At 66.5% G+C, this 25,787-nt stretch carries 26 protein-coding genes, 1 other RNA gene and 1 pseudogene; 15 read left to right on the top strand and 13 right to left on the bottom strand.

Features of this window, described 5'->3' with window-relative positions; translation table 11 throughout:
- Window positions 1–158 precede the first annotated feature (158 nt).
- From CE453_RS11150 to CE453_RS11125, 6 genes are all read right to left on the bottom strand, one after another.
- A complete protein-coding gene (locus CE453_RS11150) occupies window positions 159–1,676 on the bottom strand; it encodes a DegQ family serine endoprotease (protein WP_089174651.1) in 1,518 nt (505 codons plus the stop codon).
- Window positions 1,677–1,801: 125 nt separating this feature from the next.
- Window positions 1,802–1,993 carry a DUF2065 domain-containing protein gene (locus tag CE453_RS11145; RefSeq protein WP_089174650.1) on the bottom strand — a complete coding sequence of 64 codons (192 nt, stop codon included), beginning with the start codon at window positions 1,991–1,993 and terminating at the stop codon, window positions 1,802–1,804.
- 18 nt (window positions 1,994–2,011) lie between these two features.
- Window positions 2,012–2,941: a protease modulator HflC gene (gene hflC / locus CE453_RS11140; RefSeq protein WP_089174649.1), complete on the bottom strand. Its 930-nt coding sequence runs from the start codon at window positions 2,939–2,941 to the stop codon at window positions 2,012–2,014.
- A complete protein-coding gene (gene hflK / locus CE453_RS11135; protein WP_089174648.1) occupies window positions 2,938–4,092 on the bottom strand; it encodes an FtsH protease activity modulator HflK in 1,155 nt (384 codons plus the stop codon). The genes hflC and hflK overlap by 4 nt, the downstream gene beginning before the upstream one ends.
- 159 nt (window positions 4,093–4,251) lie before the next feature.
- Window positions 4,252–4,782, bottom strand: coding sequence for a dihydrofolate reductase (locus CE453_RS11130; protein WP_089174647.1), 531 nt, complete (start codon window positions 4,780–4,782; stop codon window positions 4,252–4,254).
- Window positions 4,783–4,789: 7 nt separating this feature from the next.
- On the bottom strand, window positions 4,790–5,272 hold the full coding sequence (locus CE453_RS11125; RefSeq protein WP_089174646.1) for a GNAT family N-acetyltransferase: 483 nt from the start codon (window positions 5,270–5,272) through the stop codon (window positions 4,790–4,792).
- A gap of 255 nt (window positions 5,273–5,527) precedes the next feature.
- Here CE453_RS11125 and CE453_RS11120 point away from each other — a divergent pair, with 255 nt between their 5' ends.
- The gene (locus tag CE453_RS11120; protein WP_089174645.1) at window positions 5,528–6,466 is read left to right on the top strand and encodes a LysR family transcriptional regulator; all 939 of its coding nucleotides are present in this window, start codon (window positions 5,528–5,530) and stop codon (window positions 6,464–6,466) included.
- Here the strand turns inward: CE453_RS11120 and CE453_RS11115 are convergent.
- A complete protein-coding gene (locus tag CE453_RS11115; RefSeq protein WP_089177837.1) occupies window positions 6,417–7,145 on the bottom strand; it encodes an SDR family oxidoreductase in 729 nt (242 codons plus the stop codon). The genes CE453_RS11120 and CE453_RS11115 overlap by 50 nt on opposite strands.
- 283 nt (window positions 7,146–7,428) lie before the next feature.
- On the opposite strand from CE453_RS11115, the gene CE453_RS28530 reads away from it, so the two are divergent.
- Window positions 7,429–7,635 carry a hypothetical protein gene (locus CE453_RS28530; RefSeq protein WP_157732989.1) on the top strand — a complete coding sequence of 69 codons (207 nt, stop codon included), beginning with the start codon at window positions 7,429–7,431 and terminating at the stop codon, window positions 7,633–7,635.
- 120 nt (window positions 7,636–7,755) lie between these two features.
- Here CE453_RS28530 and CE453_RS11110 read toward each other — a convergent pair whose 3' ends face one another.
- Entirely contained in the window at window positions 7,756–9,543 is a 1,788-nt protein-coding gene (locus CE453_RS11110; protein WP_089174644.1) for a peptide ABC transporter substrate-binding protein, read from the bottom strand.
- Between the two features lie 331 nt (window positions 9,544–9,874).
- Between CE453_RS11110 and CE453_RS11105 the strand changes: the two genes are divergently transcribed.
- Window positions 9,875–11,170 carry an NAD(P)/FAD-dependent oxidoreductase gene (locus tag CE453_RS11105; RefSeq protein ID WP_089174643.1) on the top strand — a complete coding sequence of 432 codons (1,296 nt, stop codon included), beginning with the start codon at window positions 9,875–9,877 and terminating at the stop codon, window positions 11,168–11,170.
- Between the two features lie 28 nt (window positions 11,171–11,198).
- On the opposite strand, the gene CE453_RS11100 is transcribed toward CE453_RS11105, so the two are convergent.
- The 3 genes from CE453_RS11100 to CE453_RS11090 all read right to left on the bottom strand — a co-directional run bounded on the left by CE453_RS11100 (window position 11,199) and on the right by CE453_RS11090 (window position 13,359).
- Window positions 11,199–11,597, bottom strand: a complete 399-nt coding sequence (locus CE453_RS11100; RefSeq protein WP_157732988.1) for a hypothetical protein — start codon at window positions 11,595–11,597, stop codon at window positions 11,199–11,201.
- A gap of 8 nt (window positions 11,598–11,605) precedes the next feature.
- Window positions 11,606–12,481 carry an undecaprenyl-diphosphate phosphatase gene (locus tag CE453_RS11095; protein WP_089174641.1) on the bottom strand — a complete coding sequence of 292 codons (876 nt, stop codon included), beginning with the start codon at window positions 12,479–12,481 and terminating at the stop codon, window positions 11,606–11,608.
- A gap of 218 nt (window positions 12,482–12,699) precedes the next feature.
- Window positions 12,700–13,359, bottom strand: coding sequence for a GntR family transcriptional regulator (locus CE453_RS11090; RefSeq protein ID WP_089174640.1), 660 nt, complete (start codon window positions 13,357–13,359; stop codon window positions 12,700–12,702).
- A gap of 187 nt (window positions 13,360–13,546) precedes the next feature.
- Between CE453_RS11090 and dctP the strand changes: the two genes are divergently transcribed.
- From dctP to CE453_RS11070, 5 genes and pseudogenes are all read left to right on the top strand, one after another.
- On the top strand, window positions 13,547–14,563 hold the full coding sequence (gene dctP / locus CE453_RS11085) for a TRAP transporter substrate-binding protein DctP (RefSeq protein ID WP_089174639.1): 1,017 nt from the start codon (window positions 13,547–13,549) through the stop codon (window positions 14,561–14,563).
- A gap of 1 nt (window position 14,564) precedes the next feature.
- Window positions 14,565–15,077: pseudogene (locus CE453_RS29270) on the top strand (TRAP transporter small permease); the annotation flags it as partial.
- Between the two features lie 99 nt (window positions 15,078–15,176).
- A complete protein-coding gene (locus CE453_RS11080) occupies window positions 15,177–16,520 on the top strand; it encodes a TRAP transporter large permease (protein WP_248308111.1) in 1,344 nt (447 codons plus the stop codon).
- A 7-nt stretch (window positions 16,521–16,527) separates the two neighbouring features.
- On the top strand, window positions 16,528–17,955 hold the full coding sequence (locus CE453_RS11075) for a malonyl-CoA decarboxylase (protein WP_089177836.1): 1,428 nt from the start codon (window positions 16,528–16,530) through the stop codon (window positions 17,953–17,955).
- A gap of 26 nt (window positions 17,956–17,981) precedes the next feature.
- On the top strand, window positions 17,982–19,496 hold the full coding sequence (locus tag CE453_RS11070; RefSeq protein ID WP_089174637.1) for a malonate--CoA ligase: 1,515 nt from the start codon (window positions 17,982–17,984) through the stop codon (window positions 19,494–19,496).
- A gap of 54 nt (window positions 19,497–19,550) precedes the next feature.
- Here CE453_RS11070 and CE453_RS11065 read toward each other — a convergent pair whose 3' ends face one another.
- Together CE453_RS11065 and CE453_RS11060 are read right to left on the bottom strand one after the other, a co-directional pair.
- Window positions 19,551–20,765, bottom strand: a complete 1,215-nt coding sequence (locus tag CE453_RS11065) for an MFS transporter (protein ID WP_089174636.1) — start codon at window positions 20,763–20,765, stop codon at window positions 19,551–19,553.
- Between the two features lie 179 nt (window positions 20,766–20,944).
- Window positions 20,945–21,847: a thymidylate synthase gene (locus tag CE453_RS11060; RefSeq protein WP_089174635.1), complete on the bottom strand. Its 903-nt coding sequence runs from the start codon at window positions 21,845–21,847 to the stop codon at window positions 20,945–20,947.
- A gap of 291 nt (window positions 21,848–22,138) precedes the next feature.
- Between CE453_RS11060 and CE453_RS11055 the strand changes: the two genes are divergently transcribed.
- From CE453_RS11055 to CE453_RS11025, 7 genes are all read left to right on the top strand, one after another.
- Window positions 22,139–22,426 carry a PepSY domain-containing protein gene (locus CE453_RS11055; protein WP_157732987.1) on the top strand — a complete coding sequence of 96 codons (288 nt, stop codon included), beginning with the start codon at window positions 22,139–22,141 and terminating at the stop codon, window positions 22,424–22,426.
- Window positions 22,427–22,521: 95 nt separating this feature from the next.
- Window positions 22,522–22,803 (top strand): PepSY domain-containing protein, encoded by a 282-nt coding sequence (locus CE453_RS11050; RefSeq protein WP_157732986.1) that lies wholly within the window; start codon window positions 22,522–22,524, stop codon window positions 22,801–22,803.
- 48 nt (window positions 22,804–22,851) lie between these two features.
- Window positions 22,852–23,207: a transfer-messenger RNA gene (gene ssrA, locus CE453_RS11045) on the top strand.
- 61 nt (window positions 23,208–23,268) lie between these two features.
- Window positions 23,269–23,862, top strand: a complete 594-nt coding sequence (locus CE453_RS11040; protein ID WP_089174632.1) for an SspB family protein — start codon at window positions 23,269–23,271, stop codon at window positions 23,860–23,862.
- A 25-nt stretch (window positions 23,863–23,887) separates the two neighbouring features.
- Window positions 23,888–25,282, top strand: coding sequence for a class II fumarate hydratase (fumC, locus tag CE453_RS11035; RefSeq protein WP_089174631.1), 1,395 nt, complete (start codon window positions 23,888–23,890; stop codon window positions 25,280–25,282).
- Window positions 25,283–25,296: 14 nt separating this feature from the next.
- Window positions 25,297–25,494, top strand: a complete 198-nt coding sequence (locus tag CE453_RS11030; protein ID WP_089174630.1) for a DUF4169 family protein — start codon at window positions 25,297–25,299, stop codon at window positions 25,492–25,494.
- Window positions 25,491–25,718 carry a ribbon-helix-helix domain-containing protein gene (locus CE453_RS11025; RefSeq protein ID WP_089174629.1) on the top strand — a complete coding sequence of 76 codons (228 nt, stop codon included), beginning with the start codon at window positions 25,491–25,493 and terminating at the stop codon, window positions 25,716–25,718. The genes CE453_RS11030 and CE453_RS11025 overlap by 4 nt, the downstream gene beginning before the upstream one ends.
- Window positions 25,719–25,787: the final 69 nt, after the last annotated feature.

The following is a 25,787-nucleotide window of genomic DNA, read 5'->3' as shown; positions in this document are numbered from 1 at the left end:
TCCGTCTGCAAGGGGTAGCAGGGGCAGAATGACACCCGGGATCGGTGGCGGCCATCGCCATGAGCGGATGTTCGGCATGCCCGCAGGACGGCACGCCTCCGACGAAAAAAGGGGCGGCCCGACTGACCGCCCCTTGAATCAAGCCTGCCGGCTCCGTCTCAGTTCATCGCGACCGCGACGAAGCGGACCTCGCCCTGCCCGTTCGAGACGAGCAGCAGCGCCGACTTCTTGCCTTCCTTCTTCAGCGCGTCGAGGCGCTTGGTGACGGCGTCCGGCGTGTTGACCGGCTCCTGCCCGACCTCGACGATCAGCTCGCCGACCATCACCCGCTTGTCGGCAGCGTTCGAGTTCGGATCGACCTTGGTGACGACGACGCCCTTGAGGCCGTCCTTGATCGAGTAGCGCTTGCGCAGCTCGTCGTTCTGCGCCGAGAGCTCGAGACCCAGCGCATTCGCGACAGCAGGCTTGGCGGCCTCGGCAGCGGGCTTGTTGGCCGAAGCGGTCTGGACCTTCTCGCCATCTTCGAGGCGGCCGAGCTTGACGGTCTTCTGCTCTTCCTTGCCCTTGCGGATGATCGTGACCGGAACGTCCTTGCCGACCGGCGTCGCCGCGACGATGCGCGGCAGGTCGCGGGAATCCTTGACCTCCTTGCCGTCGAACTTGGTGATCACGTCGCCGGTCTCGAGTCCGGCGGGCTTGGCCGGTCCCTTGTCGTCGACACCGGCGATCAGAGCACCTCGCGCCGCGCCGAGGCCGAGCGCATCGGCCGTGGCGTCGTCGATGCTCTGGATGCGAACGCCGAGCCAGCCGCGGCGGGTCTCGCCGAACTGCTTGAGCTGCTCCACGACATTGGCCGCCAGCGAGGACGGCACCGCGAAGCCGATACCGACCGAGCCGCCGGTCGGCGACAGGATCGCGGTATTGATGCCGATCACCTCGCCGGCCATGTTGAACAGCGGGCCGCCCGAGTTGCCCTTGTTGATGGCCGCGTCGGTCTGGATATAGGTGTCGTACGGGCCCTGACTGATGTCGCGGTTGCGTGCCGAGACGATGCCGGAGGAAACCGAGCCGCCGAGCCCGAACGGGTTGCCGATCGCCATGACCGGGTCGCCGATCCGCATCTTGTCGGAATCGCCGAACTTGACCGCCGGCAGCGGCTTGTCGTGCTTCACGCGCAGCACAGCGAGGTCGACCTTGGTGTCCTTACCGATGACCTCGGCCTTCAGCCTCAGGCCGTCATTGAAGATGACCGTGATCTCGTTGGCGTCACCGATGACATGGTTGTTGGTGACGACGATGCCCGACGAATCGATGACGAAGCCCGAACCGGCCGATTGCGAGCGGCGCTGCTGCGGCGCCTGGCGCTCGCCCTGCTGGTTGCGGCGGTTGAAAAACTCCTCGAACAGGTCGCCGAAGGGGGTGTCGGGGCCGAGCTGCGGCAGCTGCGGCAGGTTGCGCCCCTTGCTGTCGCTGGTCGTGACGGCGGAAATGTTGACCACCGCGGGCATCACCTTCTCGACGAGGTCCGCGAGCGAGGTCTGCCCCTGCAGCAGAGGGGTGTTGGCCTGGGCCTGCGCCGGTGCCAGCACCGGCGTCATCAGCGCCAGACCGGCCACGCCGGCCGCGAGCGCGATGCGGACTGGCCGGGCAGCAACGGAAACGGTTTTCAATGCCATCTGAATCCTCTTGACGGAAAAAGGCAGGCCGATCGACGCGGCACAAATCGCGCCGCGAATTGAACTCCTAAATGCGGCGGAAGGGCGACGCACGATCGTGTCATCGAACACGATCGCGGCATCGCTTACCAGCTTCCGCGCGCGATCCAGACCAGGATCACACCCAGCGCCGCCGAGCCAAGCCCGATCAGTCGCATCCGATCTGGCGGCGTCTCCGCGGCGCTGCGCAGGGCATCCTTCGCCAGATGCGGGATAGCGGCGAAGAGGATGCCCTCGATGGCGAAGACCAGGCCGAGCGCCGCGATGAAATCGAACATCGGCGTCGCTCGCTCCGATCAGGGCCGTGCCGGCGCGGGCGCCGCCGACGGTGCCTGCGTCGTCCCGGTCCCGCGCTGTGCGTTGGGACCGTTGAAGAACTGGAAGAACGGCGAGTCCGGCGTCAGCACCATTCGCGTGTCACCAGGCTTGATGCTGTTCTCGTAGGCCTGCATCGAACGATAGAAGGCGAAGAACTCGGGATCCTTGCCGAAAGCCTCGGCGAAGACCTTGTTTCGTTCACCTTCACCCTGGCCGCGGATCTCGTCGGAGCGCTGCTGCGCCTCCGCCACGATCACGGTCGAGTCCCTGTCGGCCCGGGCGCGGACCTCCTGCGCCTGCTGGCCGCCGAGCGCGCGGGCTTCCGCCGCCTCGCGCTGGCGCTCCGTCTGCATGCGCTGGAACACCGCCGCCGAGTTCGCCGCCGGCAGATCGACGCGGCGCAGGCGCACATCGACGACCGTCATGCCGAAGCGCGCCGCCTCGCGATTCACGTCGTCACGGATGCGGGCCATCAGCCGCGAGCGCTCGGTGCGCACCATGTCGACGAACGTTGCGTCCGCCAGAACCGAACGGACATTGCCGTTCACGATCGAGGCGAGCTGCGAATTCGCGCGCGGGATGTTGTTGACCGCCTGATAGAAGCGCAGCGGATCGGAGATGCGGTAGCGGGTGAAGGCGTCGACGACGAGGCGCTTCTGGTCGGAGGCGATGATCTCCTGCGCCGGCAGGTCGAGGTCGAGGATGCGGTTGTCGAGCAGCGTCACCGTCTCGACCGGCGCGAACCACTTGAAGTAGAGCCCCGGCTCCGTCTTGATCGCACGCACCGCACCCAGCCGCAGCACCAGCGCCGACTGGGTCTGCGAGACGATGAAGGTGCAGGCGTAGAAGACGACCGCAACGGCGACGAGGACGACGAGCAGGGCCGCTTTGAGGAAGGAACCGTTCATCGGGTCGCTCCCTGCGGCTGGGCACCCCGGGCGGGCTGCCGCTGCAGCTGGTCGAGCGGCAGATAGGGCACCACGCCCTGGCCGTTGCCCGTCGAGTCGAGGATGATCTTGTCCGTTCCGCCCATCACACGTTCCATCGTCTCCAGGAACAGACGCTCGCGCGTCACGCCCGGAGCGTTCTTGTATTGCTCGTAGACCGCGGTGAAACGGCTGGCCTGGCCGCGCGCTTCCGCCACAGTCTGCTCCTTGTAGGCTTCCGCCGACTGAACGAGCTGGGCGGCGCGGCCCCGCGCCTCGGGCACCACGCGGTTGGCGTAGGTCTGCGCCTCGTTGCGCAGGCGTTCCTGGTCGGCGCGAGCCGCCTGGACGTCGCGGAAGGCGTCGATGACCTGTTGCGGCGGGTCGACCTTCTGGAGCTGGACGAGCCGGATCTGCACGCCGGCCTTGTAGCCGTTGAGCGTCTCCTGCATGAGCTGGCGCACCTCGGTCTCGATCGCACCACGGTCGGTGGTCAGGACCGGCTGGATGTTCCGCTTGCCGATGATCTCGCGCATCGCGCTCTCGGCCACCGCCTTCACCGTGCCCGGCGGATCCTGGATGTTGAAGACGTAATTCTCGGGCGCGGCCGGGTCGATCTGCCACTGCACGATGAAATCGATGTCGACGATATTCTCGTCGCCGGTGAGCATCAGGCTTTCCTCGGTCACATCGGTCTGACGCGACTGGCGCACCGATTCCACGGTCCGGAAGCCGACTTCCGTGGTGATGACGTTGGTGACCTGGGGCTTGACCACATTGCCGACCGGATAGGGCCAGTTCCAGTTCATGCCCTCACCGGTCTTGCCGGTGAACTTGCCGAAGACGAGGTTGAGGCCGACCTCGTTGGGCCGCACGAAATAGGTGCCTGAGAGCAGCCAGAGCGCGACCAGCAGGAGCGCGCCGAGCACGATGCCCCGCCCACCGAGCCCGCCGCCCGGCATCAGGTTCTTCAGCCGGTCCTGGCTGCGCCGCAGGATTTCTTCCAGATCGGGCGGATTGCCATTGCCTCCGCCGGAGCCGCCGCCCCACGGGCCGCCGCCGCCACTGCCTCCGCGCTGGCCCCAGGGTCCACCCCCGCCGTTGCCGCCGCCGCTCTGGTTACTCCAAGGCATACCTGGGCCGTTCCCTTTCGTTCGTTTTGCTTAAAGCCGAGCCATAGGCGAATGGCGGCCAATTGTCAGCGTCTCCGGGAGAGACGCTGGCTTCACTTGGTCATGGGCCATGAATTCGTCAACGGCGCAAGCCACTCATGACGAATGATAAAGCGGCGATCAGCCGCGCCCAGCCCCTTCCCGCCGGCGGTGGGTCACGAAGCTGAAGGGATATTGGTTGTCGGAATCGGCGGAATGGTCCTCCCGCACGGCCTCGACGAACGCGCTCTTGTCCCAGCGCGGAAAAACCGCGTCGCCTGCAGGAGCCGCATGGACAAGCGTGAGCTCCAGCCGGTCGGCCATCGGCAGCATCTGCGCATAGACCTCGGTGCCGCCGCCGATGATGACTGCATGGGCTCTCATCTCGGCACCGAGCCTCTGCGCCAGCGCCAGCGCCTCGCCGACCGTATGCGCGACATGAACGCCATCGGCTGCGAAACCGCGGTCCCTCGTCAGCACGATCGTCTGGCGCCCGGGCAACGGCTTGCCGATCGAGAGATAGGTCTTGCGCCCCATGATGATGGGGCAGCCTGTCGTAAGCTGGCGGAAGCGCTTGAGATCGGTCTTCAGGCGCCAGATCAGCTGGTTGTCGTTGCCGATCACGCCGTTGTCGGCGATGGCCGCGACGAGCACGAGAGGAAGAGCGGCCATCGTTCGCTCAGCCCGCCGCGCCGAGCTTGGCCAGCGCCTCGCCCTCCAGCCGCTTCACGGTCCACTCGTCCTGCGCCTTGGCGCCGATGGAGCGGTAGAACACCCGCGAGGGCTCGTTCCAGTTCAGCACCCACCAGGCGAGGCGCGGCAGATCTTCATCGACGCAGCGCTTCGCCAGCTGCGCCATCAGCGCCTTGCCGATGCCGCGCCCGCGCTGCCCCGACCGCACGAACAGATCCTCCAGCCAGATGCCGTGCCGTCCCCTGAAGGTCGAGTAGGTATAGAACCAGAGCGCGAAGCCGACCGGCTCGCCGTCCCATTCGGCGATGTCGCAGAATACGCGAGGGCTCTCGCCGAACAGCGATTCCGCGATGTCGTCCTCGCTGGCGACGACCTCGTGCAGCAGCTTCTCATATTCGGCCAGCTCCCGGACGAAGCTCAGCACGAGCCCGGCTTCGCCAGGGCGGGCGGGACGGATGGAAAGGGTCATGCTGCGGTCGTAGCCTCGATGCTCGAATGGGCGCCGCAACCTTCGACCCTCACGCTCGCGGAGGCGACGCTGCGATCATGGCTGATCGCAGCGATCGGCAAGGCGAGATGACGGAATCGGCGGCCGCTGAGGTTCAGGCTTACACCACGCTCCGGGCTTGTGCACAGAAGCTGCGGCGCAGCCCTTCTCTCCACTGTCGCCAACTGCGCCGGTTTCCCTTGCCGAGGCATCGCGAGCCGATAAGCTGGCCATAGCATGCATCCGAGAATCCTCAGGACATTTCTGGCTGCGGCGCGCACGCAGAACATCACGCGGGCCGCCGAAGAGGTTCACCTCGCCCAATCGAGCGCAAGCGACCAGATCCAATCCCTGGAGACCGAGCTGGGCACCGCGCTTTTCGTACGGACGCGGCAAGGCCTGCGCCTGACCGAAGCCGGCGAAACGCTGAAGCCCTACGCCGAAGCCCTGCTCTCCCTTGCCGACGAGGCGCGCGCGGCCGTGGAAACCGCGACCGGCTCCCAAGCGCAGGCCCTGACCATCGGCGCGCTGGAAACGATCGGCGCGGCGCGGCTGCCGCGATGGCTCGCCGATTTTCAGCGCCGCCAGCCCGGCATCGATGTTCACTTGAAGATCGCCGGCACCGGCGAGTTGCTCCAGGCCGTCGCACGCGGCGCGCTCGATGCCGCGTTCTGCTTCGACAGGGAGCCCCTCGACGGACGCCTCGGCCGGCGCATCGTCGCGACTGAACCACTTGTCCTCATCGGACCGCCCGATACCGCCAATACGTCGAAAGCTTCCGGGCTCGAAGCCCTCGGCGCGTCGCGCTTCATCGCAACGGAACGCGGCTGCATCTATCGCCACCTCTTCGACAGGGCTTTTGCCGAGGCCGGGCTCGCGCCTCCGGCGATTGCATCCGAAGTCGGGAGCATTGCCGCGATCGGACGGCTCGTCGCCGGCGGTGGCGGCAAGGCGCTGCTTCCACGGATGGCGGTGACCGGCCTGCTTGCGACGGGCGAGGTGTCCGAACTCCCCTGGCCGGGCTATCTCGACAAGGCGCCGCTCGCCTTGATCTGGCGCCGCCGCCGGGTCCAGCCGCCAGCACTGAAGCTTTTTCTGGCAGCGGCAGAGCAATGGGGGCCGATCGTCAGACCAGTCGATGCCCGCCCTCGACATGCAGCACCGTCCCCGTCGTGAAGCCGTTGCCCATCAGGAAGGCGATCGCTTCGGCGATATCGGCGGGCCGGCCGACCCGGCCAACCGGCAGGCGCCTGGCCATGCCGTCGAGCATCTCGCCTTTCCGGTCACCGGCGACGAAGGCCCAGATCGGCGTATCCACCCAGCCGGGCGAGACCGCATTGACCCGGATCGGGGCCAGCTCGACCGCCAGCGCCCGGACGAGCCCCTCCAGCGCCGCATTGATCGCCGCCACGACCGAGCCGCGCGGCAACGGTCGATAAGCTGCGATACCGGAGGTGAAGGTGATGGAGCCTGACGGCCGCAGCTTCGGTGCGCCGTATTTCGCCAGCAGCAGCGGGCCGAAGACCTTGCTTTCCATCGCCCGCTGCGCCGCCTTGAGATCGAGTGCAGGCAGCAATTCGTAGGAGCCTTGGATGTCGGCCGCGGTGCAGGCGATGTGATCGAGCCCGGTGACTTGGTCGAACAACGCCCCGACCTCCGCTTCGCGGGTGATGTCCACCGCAACGGCCTCCAGCTGAGAATGAGCGCCGAGGCTCTCCCGGGCGCGCGCCAGCTTGTCCGCGTCGCGCCCGGCAATGATCACCTGCGCGCCCTGGTCAAGGCAGCGCCTCGCCAGCGCGAGCCCCATGCCCGAGCTGCCGCCAACGACGAGAACCTTTGAGATCGTATCTGCCATGTTCGCCTTCTTTCCGGTTTCGAACGGAGGAAGGCGGTTTCCCATCACTGCGACGGAGTTCGGAAACGGAAGAAAGCGATTGTGCCATCGGACATTCCGATGACCGACGCAGGAAGTCCAGTCGGAGCTCACCGCCCAGCCTTAAGGTTCGCCACAGCCGGACAGAGCGGAAAACCGCTGACGAACAGATCCTTCCCTCCACGCCATTGCGGCAAGTGGGTTCTGCTTCGGAAATGGCTGTCTTTGAAAGGGCTTGCGATTGACGATCCAGCGGAGCGGCTGGATGATCCATCACATCAACAAGGCTTGGGCCTCGTCGATCGCGGGATTTGTCGGAGCAGCTTGCACCGCGTCAACAAAGCTAAAAGCGCCACGAGCATATTCGTGGGCTCCTGATACCTGGAGGACGCCCATGGTGTACCTGCTGAATTTTGTCATCAACGCCCTGCTGCGCCTCTCGGCGTTCCTGCGCTGGACACGGACCGGCTAACCCGCGCGCTCCGCAGCGCCTACGCGTCGGCTCAGGACTGGTTCCCGCGAAACCTTCGCACATCGGATTGCGCGATCGGCCCCGGATGGGGCCGATCGTCCTTTGCAAAAGCGCAACCGCTCAGTCGCGATACCAGGCCGCGAGATTCCAGGTGGTGACCTCCCAGCCCGAAATATCGGCCGTCAGATTATTGGCCGCAGCGCCGACAACCGTGCGCGAGATGATCGGCAAGAACACATTCGCCTCGCAGAAGATCTCGTTGACCTTGATCAGCAGCGCGGCGCGCTTGGCTGGGTCGAGTTCGGTCTGCGCCGCCTTGTAGGCCTTGTCAGCCTCAGGGTCGGTGTAGCGCGAGACGTTGCGGCCCAGCCACTTGTTCTCCTTGCTGGCGATCTCCCAGGAGACGCACTGGTTGAGGAAGCGCTCCGGATCCGGCTGAGGCTGCGTCTGGGTATACATCTCCATATCGCAGTACAGCTTGGTATAGGTGTCGGGGTTGGCGACGTCCGACGAGAAGAACACCGAAGCCGTCACCGACTTCAGCTCGAGCTCGATGCCGGCGCGCTGGCAGGCCTGCTTGATGATGGCCTGGGTCTTCTGGCGCGGGGCATTGATCGAAGTCTGGAAGACGTATTTGAGCTTCTTGCCGTCCTTTTCGCGGACGCCGTCCGCACCCTTCTTCCAGCCAGCCTCGTCGAGGATCTTGTTGGCCTTGTCGATGTTGAACTCGTATTTCAGCTTGGTCGACTTGAAGCGCTTGGGTTCGTTGACGAAGCTCGCCGTCGCTGTGCCGCCCCGGCCGTAGATGAACTTCTCGATCGAGTCGCGGTCGATCAGCAGGTTCAGCGCCGCGCGCACCTTGGGATCGCTCAGCGTCGGATGCTTGGTCTTGGCGTTGGAGCGCTCGCCGTCGACCTCGGTCCACGGATCCGTCGTGTTCAGCGTGATGAACTCGAGGTCACCGGCCGGAACCGCCACCACCTTGCCGCGGCCGCCTGTCTCCATGCGCTTGAGGACCTCGTCCTCGACCTGCAGGTTCCAGGCATAGTCATATTCACCGGTTTGCAGTACAGCGCGCGCCGCCGAGACCGCGTCACCGCCACCCTTCGCTTCGAGCGTGTCGAACTGGGGCTGGTTCGCGACATGATATGCGGTATTGCGCTCGCCAAGCAGGATATCGCCCGGCTTGAACTCGACGAACTTGTACGGGCCTGTGCCCACCGGCTTCAGGTTGGCCGGCGCCTCGCGCGACTTCGCGCCTTTGTAGTCCGCGAAGATGTGCTTCGGGATCATCATGCCGACGACACCGACGAAGGGGTCGGCCCAGAACGGGGTCGGATCCTTGAAGACGACCTTGATCGTATGGTCGTCGACCTTCTCGACCTTGATGTCCTTGTAGGAACCGGTGGTGTAGGCCGCGGTCGCGGGGTCAGCGGCATACTCCCAGTTGAAGACGACGTCATCGGCGGTGAACGGCTTGCCGTCATGCCACTTCACGCCCTGCTTCAGCTTCCAGGTCACGCTCTTGCCATCCGCCGAGAGACCGCCGTTTTCCTTGGTCGGGATTTCAGCAGCAAGCTGCGGGATCAGGTTGCCTTCCTTGTCCCAGCCGGCGAGCGGCTCGTAGAATACCCGGCAGGCGATCTGGTCCTTGGTGCCCGCGGCAAAATGCGGGTTGAGCAGGGTCGGTGCCTGCCAGAGCAGGATCTTCAGCGCGCCGCCTCCGCCGGCCTTGGTCGGCTTGTACTTGACCGTGGCGTCGGCCATCGCCACGTCGTTCCAGGCCAGGATCTGGCTTGCGATCGGCGCCGTGATGCCCACGGCGGCCATTCTCTGGATGAAGGAACGTCGCGACAGCGTGCCGTCCTTCACATCCGCGACCAAGCCGCGGATTTCCTCTTCCTTCATGGGTTCCCTCCACCTGAATCATCAGGAATGCCCGGCATCGCTGTGCCGTATTGTTGTTGGCGCGCCAGCAATGCATGGGCAGCTACAGGCGTCCAGTTGCTTCGGCGGTCTGCTGCTGTGCTTCCTGCAGGGCACTCATGCGGCAACGGCCTGCCGTGAGGCGGTGCCTGCGCTGGCATCCCGCCCGCCCATTTACTAACAATCGACCCGAATCGCCCAAGGGGAGCGGGGCCGTACCGACGATGAAGCGAACACCCATGTCTGAGCCGGTCGCCGGCATCGCCTGGAAAGCGCGGGCGAAGGATTGCTGGCCGAAGGAAGCGGCCCAGCCATGAGCGCGGCCTCACCGTCCTATATCGACACCTATTATCGCCGCACCCTCGCCTCAGGCGAAAGCTATCCACCGGCCGAGGGGCCGATCAAAACCGAGGTCTGCATTGTCGGTGGCGGGCTCGCCGGCCTGACGGCAGCGCTCGAGCTGGCGCGCGCCGGCCGCTCGGTCGTGCTGCTGGAGGCCGAGCGCATCGCTTGGGGTGCCTCGGGCCGCAATGGCGGCTTCGTCAGCCCCGGCTACGCCACCTCGCTCGCCGCCATCGAGCGCCAGGCCGGACGCGACCAGGCCGATGAGCTCTATCGCCTGACCATGGAAGGCGTCGACATCGTCCGGCACAATATCGAGAGTCTCGGCATCGTCGACGCGGCCCCCTCGCCCGGCATCATGCGGGTCGTGCGCCATGATGGCGGCGCCGCGCTGCAACAGGAGCGCGACGCGCAGGAGAAGCGCTTCGGCCGCAATCTGCGCTATCTGGACCGGGAAGCGACACGCGCGCTGCTGAGCTCGCCGAAATATCACGCCGCGCTTGCCGACGATGACGCCTTCCATTTCCACCCGCTGAACTATGCCCGCGGCCTCGCCCGCGAGATCACGCGGCTGCGCGGCACGATCCACGAAGGCTCGCCGGTCCTCGCTGCCGAGCTCGACGGACCGATCAAGCGACTGCGTACGGCGCGGGCGACGATCGAGGCCGAACAGGTGCTGTTCACCACCGGCGGCTACACCGGCAACCTGTTCGCGCCCCTGAAACGCGCCTTCCTGCCGATCGCGACCTATGTGCTGCTGACCGAAGCCGCGCCGGAGCTGATCGGCGAAGCCATCCGCACCAGCGCCGGGGTGGGCGACGACCGGCGCGCGGGCGATTACTACCGGCTGGTCGAGGGCGGTTCGCGCATCCTCTGGGGCGGACGGATCACCACCCGCACCACCGAGCCGCGCAATGTCGCTGCGCTGCTGCGTCACGAGATGGTCACCACCTACCCTCAGCTCGAAAAGCTCAAGGTCGAGCTCGCCTGGTCGGGGCTGATGTCCTATGCGCGGCATCTCATGCCGCAGATCGGACAATACCGGCCGGGCGTCTGGTATTGCACGGCCTTCGGCGGTCACGGCATGAACACGACGGCGGCAGGCGGCACGGTCATCGCGGAAGCGATCCGCGGCGAGAACGACCGCTACAGGCTGTTCGCTCCGTTCGGTCTCGTCTGGAACGGCGGCCCCTTCGGCACCGCCGCGGTCCAGCTGACCTATTGGCGCTATCAGGCCGCCGATGCGCTGCGGGAACGACAGCGATAACGTCGCAGACGGCGGCACACGGCAGCGATCACGAAGCGGGCTTCCAGTCGAGCTTGACCGCGCTGCGGCCCTGCCGCGCATTGTAACGGATGGCCGCGGCGATCGAATCCTCGATCGCCGCGCGCTCGGCTCCACGAGGACACCCGGTCGTCTCGTATTGCAGCGCCTGCAGGGACAGCCAGACGAGCCATTGCTGCTCGATGGCTTCCATGGGCGTGGCGGACAGAAACGGTTGCGAGAGATAGAAGCGGCGGTCACGCTCCGAGCCGGCGTAGCAGAAGCGCCAATCCACAGCCGGTCCCGGTAGCGCGGGCCGAACCGACACCCACAGCAGGACGAGAACCAGCGCCGCCTGCCTGCTGCACCGGCCCTTCACGCGTGGCTGCGCCTTCCGGCCGCTCACGCCAGCCGTTGTTTTAGCGGGCATGACCTGTCTCAACCGAGTAAGCTGGTCGCGACCGCCCAGAGCAGGAAGATGCCCATCCCGGCCCGGTAGATCACGAAGACCCAACTCGACATCCGCTCCAGATACCGCATCAAGCCCCAGATCGCGGCGAAGGACGCGAGTGAACCCGCGATCAAGCCGACGGCCAGCAGCGCCACGGCATGAGCGTCGATGCCGACCTTGGCGATCTCCCAGGCCTCCTTCAGCCCGGCCAGAGCGATGGCCGGCAGGCCGAGCAGGAACGACAATCGCGCGGCCTCGTCCCGCTTGAAGCCCAGCGCGAGCGCCGCGGTCAATGTCGAGCCGGAGCGCGAGACACCGGGGATCAGGGCGCCGACCTGGGCAAGACCAACCAGCAGGAAATCGCGCAGACTCGCCTGCTCCATCGTGCGGCGATGGCGCGCGAACCACTCCGTCGCCGCCAGCAGCAACGCCATTACGAGCGAAGTGGCGCCGATCACCGCGAGCGAGCGCAGCGGCGAGCCGCAGCGATTGAGCAGCGGCGCGAGCGCGATACCGGCCACGACGATCGGGATCGTCGCGATGACGATGCCGAATGCCAGCCGGCCCGGCCCCGTCGTGAACTGACGTGTGCGTAGCGCAACGAGCGCTCCGCTTGCGATGTTGCCGACATCGCGCCTGAAATAGCTCACGACCGCGGCCAGCGCGGCCAGCTGCATCAGTGCCGAGAAGGCTGAGCCGGGGTCCGGCCAGCCGAGCAGTGCCGGCACGACGCGCATATGGGCCGTCGACGAGATCGGCAGCAGCTCGCTGACGCCCTGAACCAGCCCGAGCACGATCATCTGCCCGAAATCGAGCGTGGCGAACCCGGTATCGAGTCCGGCGGAGCAAGCGGCTGCGGCCATGGCAATGGGTCTCGTGACGGAACTGCCGCGCGCCAAGCACAAAGCATTCCAAGAAAGGCGCTTCGCTGGCCGATGCTGTATCCCCCCGCGATGAGGTCATGCGACGGGTCTTGAGGCCTCCAGCGTCCCTGCGACCATGCGGGGTCGGATTCCGGACCGCGAACTCCGCCTTCAAACTTTGCAGCTTCGCAAAATTCTTGAAGGTCGCGCGAGGCGTCTCAGGCGGCGCTGCTGCGGTTGAGCGAGGCGATCAGATCGGCGAAGCGCTCGCCTTGCACCGCGATATGGGCGTGGAGGCGCTGGGCGGCGAGCTGACCTTTGCCGCCGAGGAGCGCCGCGACAATGGCTTCGTGCTCGGCCTGCGAGGCCGCGACGCGGTTACGGACGCGCAGCTGCAGGCGACGGAACGGCGCCAGCCGGCGGTGTAGCGCATGCGCCTGCTCGGCCAGGAAGGGGTTGCCGCTCGCCGCATAGATGGCGCGATGGAAGCGCTCGTTCTCATAGTAGTAGACGTCGGGATCGGCCTGTTCCGAGGCCTTGCGACAGGCTTCGAGCGCTTCGGTCAGGGCGCGCTCGTCCTCGGGCAGGAGGCGGCGTGCCGCCAGCTTGCCGCAGATCGCCTCGATCTCCGCCATCATCTCGAACATATCGATCAGCCGCTTGGGATCGGGCGCGCTGACGATGGCGCCGCGATGGCGGCGGACATCGACCAGCCCCGCCACCGCGAGCTGCTGCAGGGCTTCGCGGATCGGCGTGCGGGAAACCCCGAAGCGTGTCGCCAGTGACGCTTCGTCCAGCCGGTCGCCGGGGCGATAGGCGCCGGTGACGATCTCGTCCTCGATCCGGTCCCGCAGGAGATTGGATTGTCTTTCGTTCATCAGCGCGCTTCTGGTTGGCCGAATGGCTGCGGCGGCTTCACGCACTGTGAGCGATCGCACGCGGCCATGCAAGTTCTGCATTCAAATCCGACCAGATTGTATGCGATCTGTTGACACAGCGCGGCGACGATGCCTTGATCGCGCCAACGACAAACGGGCGCATGACCCGACATTCAGGAGGAACGCCATGAAACTGACTCGCAGGCAGACTCTCATCGGCGCATTGGCCGCCCCCGCTCTCGTCAAGGCAGGGACGGCCCAGGCAGCCACGTCCTTGAAGATTTCCCACCAGTTCCCCGGCGGCAGCATCGAGCAGGGCGATTTCCGCGACCGGATGTGCCGCCGCTTCGCCGCCGAGGTCGAGAAGCGCACCAACGGCGCGCTGAAGTTCGACATCTATGCGAACTCCTCGCTGATGAAGACGAACGCGCAGTTCTCGGCGATGCGCCGCGGCGCGCTCGACATGTCGCTCTTCCCTGTGCCCTACGCGGGGGGCGAGGTGCCGGCCTGCAATCTCGGCCTGATGCCCTGCCTGGTGACGAGCTACGAGCAGGGCGCGAAGTGGAAGAATGCCGAGGTCGGCAAGGCGCTCGCGAAGATCCTGGAGAGCAAGGGCATCGTCTTCGTCTCCTGGGTCTGGCAGGCGGGCGGCATCGCCTCGCGCAGCGCGCCGGTGCTGGCGCCGGAGGATGCCAGTGGCATCAAGATCCGCGGCGGCAGCCGCGAGATGGACCGCATGTTCGCCGCCGCCGGCGCCCAGGTTTCGACCATGCCGTCGAACGAGATCTATATCGGCATGCAGACCAGCGCGCTCGATGCCGCCGTCACCTCCTCGACCAGCCTGATCTCCTTCCGCCTGGAAGAGCTCGCCAAGTCGCTGACCGCGGCGCGCCAGGGCTCGTTCTGGTTCATGCTGGAGCCGCTGCTGATGTCGAAGGCGATCTTCGACGCGCTGCCGGCCGACCAGCGCAAAGCGATCCTCGACGTCGGCGCCGAGATGGAGAGCTGGGCGACCGCGCAGGCCAAGGCCGACGACGAGGAGGTCGCCAAGGTCTATGCCGCGAAGGGCGTCAAGGTCTCCGACATGAGCGCGGCCAATCTCGCCGCCTGGCGCAAGATCGCCGAAGACAGCGCCTGGAAGGACTATGCCGCCGCCTCGAGCGAGGCGGCCGAGCTGATGAAGCTCGCGCAGAAAGTCTCCTGAGATGAGCGGAGCGCTGCAGCACGACGCCATTCTGGCCGCCGACGGTCCGCAGAACGTCGCCGACGAGCGTGGCGCTGCGGCGCTGCTCGGCATCGTCAATCGCCTCGCCTTCCGGCTCTCGGCGGTCGCGCTCGTCGCGGCCGGCTTCGTGCTGACCTTCGGCGTGGTGACGGGCCACGTCACCAAGACCTCCGTGCTCTGGCAGGACGAGGTGACGATCTTCCTGATCGCGGGCGCGATCTTCCTCTCGGCCGCGACCGTGCAGGCCGGGCGGGGGCATGTCGGCATCGACTTGCTCGACCATTGGTTCCCCGCCTCGAAGGAGAGCCGCCGGCTCGCCGTCGATGCGGTGATGCTGTGCTTCTGCCTGATCTTCGCCTGGAAGACGGCGATGCTCCTCCACGAGGCCTATGTCGATGGCCAGACTTCGCAATCGGCCTGGGGCCCGCCCCTCTGGATTCCCTATGCGCTTCTGTGCTCCGGCATGGTCCTCCTGGCGCTCCAGGTCGCCCTGCAGGTGGCGACGCGCTCGCCGCTCCTGTGCCTCGCCGTGCTGGCCGTCGCGGCGGCCGTCGTCTTCTGGCCTCGCTCGCCACTCCCGCTGGTCAGCGGGATGCCGCAATGGGCGGTCGGCGTCTCCTATTGCGTGGTCACCTTGCTGGTCATGTTCTCCGGCATGCCGATCGCCTTCGCCCTCGGCGTGGTCGCCATCGGCTTCATGGTTCTGTTCATGCCGGCGGCCTCGCTCGATACGATCGCGCAGAACTTCTACGAGGAGATCGCCAACGTCATCATCCTGGCGATCCCGCTCTTCATCCTGAAGGGCGCGGCGATCGGGCGCTCCAATGCCGGTCGCGACCTCTATTCGGCGCTGCATGCCTGGCTGCATAAAATTCCCGGCGGCCTCGGCGTGGCCAATACCGTCGCCTGCGGCCTGTTCGCGGCGATGGCCGGCTCCTCTCCCGCCACCTGCTCGGCCATCGGCTCGGCCGGCATCCCCGAGATGCGGGCTCGCGGCTATTCGCCCGGCTTCGCCGCCGGCATCATCGCCGCCGGTGGCACGCTCGGCATCCTGCTGCCGCCCTCGGTGACGATGCTGCTCTATGCGGTCGCGGCCGAGGTCTCGCTGGGCAAGCTCTTCCTCGCCGGCATCGGGCCTGGCCTGCTGTTGATGCTGCTCTTCGCAGGCTACTCGATGCTGCGCTACAGCAAGGAGAAGCGGCTCGCCCTGGCCGAGGCCGCGGCCACCGGCAAACATTCGGCGCTGCTCGACGAGGAGCACTACACCCTCAGCCAAAAGCTCAGGATGATCGGCTGGGTCGCACCCTTCGTCACCATCCTCGCCGGCGTGATGATCGTGCTCTATGCCGGCTGGGCGACGCCCTCCGAGACCGCCGGCGTCGGCGCCGTGCTGGCGCTCGCCGTGATCGGCGTGATGTACGGCATCTGGCGCCCGTCCAAAGTCATGCCGATCGTCTCCGGCACGCTCAAGGAATCGACCATGCTGCTGATGATTGTCGGCATGTCGCTCCTCTACGCCTATGTGATGAGCTATCTCCACATCAGCCAGTCGGCGGCCGCCTGGATCATCGGGCTCAACCTGTCGAAATGGGTGCTGCTGACCGCCATCCTCGTCTTCGTGGTCGTGCTGGGCTTCTTCCTGCCGCCGGTCTCGATCATCCTGATGACGGCGCCGATCATCCTGCCGCCGCTGAAGGCCGCCGGCTTCGATCTGATCTGGTTCGGCGTCGTCATGACCATCGTCATGGAGATGGGGCTCATTCATCCGCCGGTCGGCCTCAACATCTTCGTCATCAAGAACATCGCGCCGGACATCCCGCTGAACCAGATCATGTGGGGCACCCTGCCCTTCGTGCTGCTGATCACGCTGGCTGTGGTGATCGTCTGCCTCTTCCCGGGGCTGGTGACCTGGCTGCCGGCCGCGATCATGGGGTGAGGTGATGATGTTCGGCGGCGGAACCAGGCTCCCCGTGAACCGGGGCTTCATTCAGGATCTGGTGACGACGATCACCAGCCGCAGCCGCGAGCTCGTCGGGTTCGACCGCATCGGCAGGCGCGCGGGCGAGCCCGATCTGCCGGCGCTCGCTCGCGACATCCTCGGCGTCAAGGGCGAGGCCTCGGGCGTCGCGCTCGCGCTCGAACTGCTCGACGGTTACGCCCGCGCGGACGCGTCGCAGCGCCTGTCTTTCCTGAAGGTTCTCGCCACCGATTTCGGCCCCGACACGGCGCGGCTGCAGGTGGCGGTCGCAGCCTATCTCGCCGACAGCGGCGCCGAGGCTGCGGCGGCGCTGAACGACGCTTCCGAACCGCGTCGGCAGGAATTGCTGCGGCGGCTCAACCGGGCGCCCGGCGGCACCGAGGCGCTGGTGCGCATGCGCGAGGACCTGCTGCTGGCGCTGCGCGAGCACAAGGACCTCGCCGTCGTCGACCGCGACTTCGTCCACCTCCTCGCCTCGTGGTTCAACCGCGGCTTCCTCGTCCTCAAACGCATCGACTGGACGACCGCGGCCAACATCCTTGAAAAGATCATCCGCTACGAGGCGGTTCACACGATCCAGAACTGGGACGACCTGCGCAACAGGCTCGCCCCGGGCGATCGGCGCTGCTTCGCCTTCTTCCACCCCCAGATGGGCGACGAGCCGCTGGTCTTCGTCGAAGTCGCGCTGACCCGCGAGATACCGGGCGCGATCGCACCGCTGCTCGATCTCGACCGGGCGGCGATTCCCGCCGCCCGCGCCACGACAGCGGTCTTCTATTCGATCTCCAACTGCCAGGCGGGCCTGAAGGGCATCAGCTTCGGCAATTTCTTGATCAAGCAGGTGGTCGAGGAGCTGAAGCGGGAGCTGCCGGGCCTCACGACCTTCGTCACGCTCTCCCCCGTTCCGGGCTTCATGGGCTGGCTCGGGCGCATGCTCAAGGCCGATGACGCCGACCGCCCGGCTCTCGACTGGCAAGAGCTCGCGACTCTGCAGGATCCCGGCTGGAGCACCCGCGCGATGCCCGGTGACAGGAACCTGCTCCAAGAGGCCGAACTGGCCGCCGCCGCCTGGTATTTCCTGGAAGCGAAGGCCGGCAGCAAGCCGCTCGATCCGGTGGCGCGCTTCCACCTCGGCAACGGTGCCCGGCTGGAGCGGATCAACTGGCGTGGCGACGTCTCGGCCAATGGCCTGCGGCAGGCCGGCGGCCTGATGGTGAATTACCTCTATGAGCTCGGGGCGATCGAGGCTAACCACGAAGCCTTCGTGCAGCACGGAACGATCGCCGCCTCCCAGGCCGTCCGCAAGCTCAACGCCGCACCATCGGCCGCGAGCGTCCGCCGACGATCACGGCCTGCGGCTGCGGCGGCGCCTTCCGCCGCCGACAAGGGCTGACTTCGAATACTCAGGGACTTTCATCGATGACCAACCACCTGTTCGACCTGATCCGCTCTCGGATGCCGGGCCCCGAGGCGCGTTTCGCGCTGCTCGATGACGGCCGGGTCTACCGCTATCAGGACGTGCTCGACGTCTCCGCCCGCTTCGCCAATGCGCTGGTCGGCCTCGGCGTAAAGCCAGGCGATCGCGTGGCGGTTCAAGTCGAGAAGAGCATCGAGTCCCTGATGCTCTATCTCGGCACGGTCCGGGCGGGCGCGATCTTCCTGCCGCTCAACTCCGCCTACACCCCGGCCGAGATCGAGTACTTCCTCGGCGATGCCGAGCCCACCGTCTTCGTCTGCGACCCGGCCAAGGCCGACGGCCTGCGGCCTGTCGCGGAGAAGGCGGGCGCCCGGCTGGAGACGCTCGGCGTCGGCAATGGCAGCCTGCTCGACAAGGCCAACGCGGCTTCGGCCAGCTTCAGCGATGTCGCCCGCGGACCGGACGATCTCGCCGCCATCCTCTATACCTCCGGCACGACCGGGCGCTCGAAGGGAGCGATGCTCAGCCACGACAACCTGTCGTCGAACTCCCTGACGCTGGCCGATTACTGGCGCTTCAGCAAGGACGACGTGCTGCTGCACGCGCTGCCGATCTTCCACACCCACGGCCTGTTCGTCGCGACCAATGTCGTGCTGCTTTCCGGCGCCTCGATGGTGCTGCTGCCGAAATTCGACCCCGAGCAAATCTTCAAATACATGCCGCAGGCGACGAGCATGATGGGCGTGCCAACCTTCTATGTCCGCCTGCTGCAGGATGCGCGGCTGAACCGGGAGACGACGAAGCATATGCGCCTCTTCGTCTCCGGCTCAGCGCCGCTGCTGGCCGAGACGCATCGCGAATGGCGCGAGCGCACCGGCCACGCCATCCTCGAACGCTACGGCATGACCGAGACCAACATGAACACCTCGAACCCCTATGACGGGGATCGCGTCGCCGGCACGGTCGGCTTCCCGCTGCCGGGCGTCACCGCCCGCGTCGTCGATCCCGAAACCGGCAAGGCGCTGGCGGCCGAGGAGATCGGCATGATCGAGGTCAAGGGACCGAACGTCTTCAAGGGCTACTGGCGCAACCCCGAGAAGACGGCGGCCGAGTTCCGGCCGGACGGCTTCTTCATCACGGGCGATCTCGGGAAGATCGACGAGCGTGGCTATGTCCACATCGTCGGGCGCGGCAAGGACCTGATCATCACCGGCGGCTACAACGTCTACCCGAAGGAGGTCGAGACCGAGATCGACGGCATGGAGGGCGTCGTCGAGAGCGCGGTCTTCGGCGTGCCGCACGCTGATTTCGGCGAGGGCGTCACGGCGGTCGTGGTCTGCAAACCGGGCGCCAACATCACCGCACCAGTCATTGCGAAGGCGCTTGAGGACCGGCTCGCCAAATTCAAGCTGCCGAAGCAGGTCTTCATCGTGCCCGAGCTGCCGCGCAACACCATGGGCAAGGTCCAGAAGAACCTGCTGCGCGATCAGTACAAGGATATCTACGCCGCGAAGTAATCGCGCCGTCCAAGCTTCGGACCGGAAATCGACCTGCGCTTTCCGGTCCGGCCTCTAGCGGATCAAGGTGGCGATGCCCCTGCGGCCCAGGGTAAAGACGCCGAACAGGATCAGCTGTCCGGCGACGAGAACGAACGGCCAGGTAAACCCTCCGGTCTTGCTGGCGACGACGGCGAAGACCAGCGGCCCGCAGATCGAGCCGACGAAGCCGAACAGGCTCGCGCCCGACGTGATCTCGCCGATCAGCGCTGCGGGCGAGGCACGGGCGAGTTCGGCCATATGCACGCCGTTCCAGCCCATCGAGGTCGCTCCGACCAGCGCCATGCAGCCATAGACCAGCCAGGGGCTCCCCGCGGCGAGCCAGACGAGCAGCAGGATCGCGCCGCCGGCCCCGACCGCCAGAGCGGACAGGAGCATCAGTCCCGTTCCCAGCCGGTCGGCCAGCCAGCCGAAGAAGATGCGCGCCAGCGTGCTCGCCGCCAGCAGCACCGACATGTAGAAGCCGGCCTGCGCGAGACTCTTCCCGTGCTGCGTGACCATGTAGGTCGCCGTGAATGCCGTGATGCAGGCCTGGGTGATCGAGAACGACACCCCCATCGCGGTCAGCATCGGCAGCGATGGGTGGGAGTTGAGCACCCGCGCCGAGCGCGTCAGCGACGAGGGCGACAGGAATAGGCGCGGCCAGGCGGGGTTCTGCGGCCCCTTTTCCTCATCGAGCCTGTGGCGAAACCCCTGCACCGACAAGGCGCAGAGCAGCGTGACGGCGATGACCGTCGCGATGGCGCCGGTGAAACCGAATGTCAGCACCAGGGGCGCAACGGCGAGGCCGGCCAGTGCGCCTCCGAGCGGCACGCCCGCCTGCTTGATCGAAAAGACCAGCGTGCGATGCTCCGGCGGCGCGGCGCGCATCAGGATCTGGCTGCCCGCAGGCGTGTTCGGCGCCAACCCCAGCCCGACGAGCAGGGCACCGACGAGCGCGACCGCGATGACCGGCTGCGACAGGATCGCCAGCCCGACGGCGACGGACAGGAGGCCGAACTGCAAGGTGCGGATCGGGCCATAATGCCCGAGCATCACGCCGCCGCAGGCCAGGAACCAGCAGATGCCGGCGGAGACCACGGCCGAGACGTAGCCGATGTCCTGTGGCGCCAGCCCCCACCGTAGCGTCAGGATTGGGCCGAGAAGCGGCACGGCGGCTGCAGCGAACGAACTGACGACCTGCACCAACAGAGTCGCGCTCAAGGCGCTCAGCCACAATGGCAGCTTCAACCCACCCCTCCCAGCCGCGTCCGGGCGACGGCCTTGTCTGCTGGCGCTGGCCGGGGCTCACGCCCGCGGATTGCAGCCTTGGACAGGTCATCCCGTAAGGCGGGGGCGCCGTCGAGCCCGGTCGCGAGCTTGGCCGCCCTGCAGCGGATGCATGCGGCGCCGGACCGCCTCAGTCGGGCTCACACCGCGACGTCGGCCTTGATGACGGCATGAGGCGAGTAGTCCTCGACCTCGAAATCCTCGATCCGGTAGTCGTCGATGCTGGCGGCGTGCCGCGTCAGGCGCATTTTGGGGAATGGGCGCGGCTCACGGGCCAACTGCTCCCGCGCCTGGTCGAGATGGTTGAGGTAGAGATGCACATCTCCGCCGAACCAGACGAAATCGCCGAGCTTCAGGCCCGCCTGCTGCGCGATCATCAATTGCAGAGCGCAGCAATTGACCCAGTTGAATCCCACTCCGAGCAGCAGGTCGGCCGAGCGTTGGAAGCATAGGGAATTCAGCCGCCCGTCGGAGGTGACATGGTACTGGTAGACCATGTGACAGGGGGGCAGCGCCATCTGGCTGAGCTCGGCCACGTTCCAGCCATGGAACAGCATCCGGCGGCTCGACGGGTTGTTGCGCAGCGTGTTGATGAGCTCGCTGATCTGGTCGTGCTCGCCGCCATCGGCGCCCAGCCAGCGTCGCCATTGCTTGCCATAGACCGGACCGAGCTCGCCCCAGCGCGCCGCAAAGGCATCATCCTCGGCGATGCGCTTCTCGAAGTCGCTCTGGCTGATCGCTTCGCCGGTCTCGCGGCGATAGGCAGCAAGCGGCCAGTCGGTCCAGATCCGCACATTCGCGCGGATCAGCGGCTGGATATTGGTCTGGCCGGTGAGGAACCAGAGCATCTCCTTCACCGCCGTCTTCCAGAAGACGCGCTTGGTGGTCAGGATCGGCACCGTCCCATCCGACAGGTCGAAGCGGGCCATGGCGCCGAAGATCGAGCGCGTGCCCACACCGGTGCGGTCGAGCCGCTCGTCGCCCCGTTCCAGCACGTCGGACAGAAGGTCGAGATATTGGTATTCCGGGTGCCTGCGGCTCATTCTTGTCTCCTGGGACCGCGCGATACCGGTCGCGACAATCCTCTTCCTTCCGCGCACCGCATCATGGCGGATGCGCCGCCTTCCCCGTGGCCGGCCGGGGCATCTCCGGCAACGCAAAGCACGCGAGCATAGCCGCTCGCAACCGCCTTGGCGCTGCCGTGCCGGCAAGCGTCCCCAGCCTTTGCAGCATGTCGCGACAGGGCGTGGCCGGAACAATGCCCGGCCGCTGTGGTTGCCTCACCGGCTGTCCTGAACGAGGGAGAGGCAAGCATGCTCTCACGACGATCGACGATGCTGGCCGTCATGGCCACGCTCACGCTGCCGGCGCCCGTATGGGCCCAGCCCTCCACGACGCCGCCCAAGCCGTCCGACAAGGGAATCTCCATGGAGGATGCACGCCGCATCGCGACCGAAAACGGCGTCGCCCGCATCGAGGAGATCAAGCTGGACGACGGGCAGTGGAAGGTCGAGGGCCGCGACAGCCTCGGCTCCGAGATCGAGATCAAGCTGCGCGCCAGCGACGGCACCATCATCAAACTGGAGCGGGAGCGGCCCGCCTCGGCCAAGGCCGGGAACTGATCGCCTCACGGCATTGCGACCGGCCGTGATGGCTCCTGTCGGAAACCTGCCGCATTCGAGCGCACTCTTCGCACCTCTGATTCACGAGGTTCGAGATGCGGATGAACGGTGCGGCTCGCCTGCTTGCGCTGACCCTGTTCGGTGGTTTCGCCGCCCTGCCGAGCCCTGCCATATGGGCACAGGCCGCGGCAACCTCGCCCGAGGATGGGCAGACGATCTCGGAAAGCCGCGCCCGCGAAATCGCCTGGAGCGCCGGGCTCGTCCATGTCGAGGAGATCACCCGCGCGGGCGATCGCTGGGAGCTGGCTGGGCGCACCGTGGACGACGACGAGATCATCCTCGACATCGACGCGCGAGATGGACGAATTCTCGATTGAGGCGCGAAAGCCTCACCTGATGATCCTTGCTGTCGAAATCGAGCCAACGGTCTTTTCCCGCGCCGCGGCTATGCCTATATTCCGGCTGCCGCTCGCAAGAACGGCTATGGCGATAAACGGATTTCGAAATAAGCCTTTCGGACCCGGGGGCGGTACCCGGCGCCTCCACCAAAGCCCTGACAACGCAGGGTTTCGGCGGGGGCGAAATAGGATCGACGAGGGTGTAAAGGTTGTCCTTTTGCTCGGCATGGTTCCGCCGTTATCGGGCCAAAAGCATAGTTGCCAACGACAACAATGCTCGGGTTGCTGTCGCCGCGTAAGCGGTGCTGGTTCCCAAACCAAAGCCCTTGCGCTTAGCCGCGTAAGGCGGGGCTCGGAGGCGCCTGGCAACAGAAGCCTCCACTTTCATGTTCTGGCCTGCCGGCTGTTCCCGCCGGGTTTAGTGAAGCGGAAACGTCGACGCACATGTCCAAGGATGTCCTTCGTTACGATCTGATGGTCCAGGAGGCGCTCAAGGGCGTCGTCCGCAAGATCCTGTCGGAGGCCGCGCGCGACGGGCTGCCGGGCGAGCATCATTTCTATGTCACCTTCCGCACGGGGGCTCCGGGCGTGCGCCTGTCGCAGCGCCTGCGCGAGAAGCATCCGGAGGAGATGACCATCGTCCTCCAGCACCAGTTCTGGGATCTGAGCGTCAGCGACCATGCCTTCGAGGTCGGCCTGTCGTTCTCCGGCGTGCCGGAGAGGCTGCTTGTGCCCTTCGACGCGATCACGACCTTCTTCGACCCCTCCGTGCAGTTCGGCCTCAAATTCGAGACGCAGGACGCGCCCGAGGAGGCCGAGGTCCCGCAGGAGCCCGAAACGGCGGACGCGCCGACCCCACTGCCGGCCAAAGTCGTGCCGGCGGGTGTTCCGGCCGTGAAATCGAAGGCGGCCGAGGCGGAAACTTCCGACGGCGACGGCAAGGCCGGCGACAAGGAGGCCGCGGCCTCCGAGAGCGACGGCGACGGCCGCGGTACCGCCGAAGTCGTCAGCCTCGATTCCTTCCGCAAGAAGACCTGACGACGCAGCTGACGGACTTGATCCCATGACCGAGACGCGCACCGAAACCGATTCCTTCGGCCCGATCGCCGTGCCGGCGGATCGCTACTGGGGCGCGCAGACACAGCGCTCGCTGGAGAATTTCAAGATCGGCGGCGAGCGCGAGCGCATGCCACTGCCGCTGGTCCACGCTTTGGTGCTGGTCAAGAAGGCCGCCGCTCGCGTCAATGCCCGCCTCGGCCTGCTCGACCAGCGCGTCGCCGGCGCCATCGGCCAGGCTTCGGACGAGGCGCTCGCCGGCAAGTTCGACGATCATTTCCCGCTGGTGATCTGGCAAACGGGTTCCGGAACCCAGTCCAACATGAACGCCAACGAGGTGCTCGCGAATCGCGCCAACGAATTGCTTGGCGCCGGCCTTGGCGCCAAGAGCCCGGTGCACCCGAACGACCACGTCAATCGCGGCCAGTCCTCCAACGATTCCTTCCCGACCGCGATGCATATCGCCGCCGTGTTGGAGATCACGCGCAGGCTGCTCCCTGCGTTACACAACCTTGAAACCGCGCTCGCCACCAAGGCCGAAGCCTTCAAGGACCTGGTGAAGATCGGCCGCACCCATCTGCAGGACGCCACTCCTGTCACGCTTGGCCAGGAATTCTCCGGCTACGCCATGCAGCTTCATCTCGGCATCGGCCGCATAGAGGCGGCGCTCGGCGGGCTCTACGCGCTGGCCCAGGGCGGCACCGCCGTCGGCACCGGCCTCAATACTCATCCCGATTTCGCGGTGCTCTTCGCCAAGGAGGTCGCGATCCTGTCCGGCCTGCCCTTCCGCAGCGCCGACAACAAGTTCGAGGCGCTGGCGAGCCACGGCGCGTTGGCTGCCGCCCATGGCACGCTCGCCGCGCTCGCCTCCGACCTGTTCAAGATCGGCAACGACATCCGCCTGATGGGCTCCGGCCCACGCTCCGGCCTCGGCGAGATCAGCCTGCCCGAGAACGAGCCCGGCTCCTCGATCATGCCCGGTAAGGTCAACCCGACCCAGGCCGAGGCGCTGACCATGGTCGCGACCCAGGTCCACGGCAATCAGGCGACGATCGGCTTCGCCGCCTCCCAGGGCCATTTCGAGCTCAACGTCTTCAAGCCGGTAATCGCCGCCGCCTTCCTTCAGTCGGTGCGGCTCCTGGCCGATGCGGCAGACAGCTTCCGCATCAACTGCGTGGAGGGCATCGTACCCAACGAGGCGCAGCTCAAGGACCTGCTGTCGCGCTCGCTGATGCTGGTGACGGCCCTCGCCCCCGCGATCGGCTACGACAAGGCCGCGAGCATCGCCAAGGCCGCCCATCACAACGGCACGACACTGCGCGAGGAAGCGCTGAAGGCCGGCGTCGACGCGAAGCTCTTCGACGAGACGGTGCGGCCTGAGAAGATGCTCAGCCCCGCTTGAACGGAAGCTCCGCCATGGCCGAGATCGTCAACCTCCGCCGTGCCCGCAAGCAAAAGGCGCGCACGGAAGCCGGCAAGCAGGCCGAGCAGAACCGCATCGCCTTCGGGCGCAGCAAGGCAGAACGCAATCTCACCGAGGCCGAGCGCGCCAAGGCCGAACGCCATATCGAAGGCCACCGCCTGTCGCGGGATGACGCGCCGGAGAAGGCATGACGCCGGAGCGCAAGCGCTCGCTCAGTATTGCCGGCCACCGCACCAGCGTCTCGCTCGAAGATGAGTTCTGGGAAGCGCTGAAAGAGATCGCCGCCGGTGAAGGCCGCAGCCTCGCCACCCTGATCGCCGAGATCGATACCGCCCGCGGCAACATCAACCTCTCGGCAGCGCTGCGCCTCCACGCGCTAGCGCATTATCGGAAGTTAGCCGGGGCGCGAGGCTGAAGCAGCGCCTCATCGCCCTCGCAAAACAAACCCATCAGCTCAGAGCCTTACAGGCAGAACCGGAATCAA

Origin of the sequence: Bosea sp. AS-1 (genome assembly GCF_002220095.1) — a bacterium.
Lineage (GTDB): Bacteria > Pseudomonadota > Alphaproteobacteria > Rhizobiales > Beijerinckiaceae > Allobosea.
Note: the sequence above shows the minus strand (reverse complement) of the source record. Positions and strands in the feature narration are given on the sequence as shown.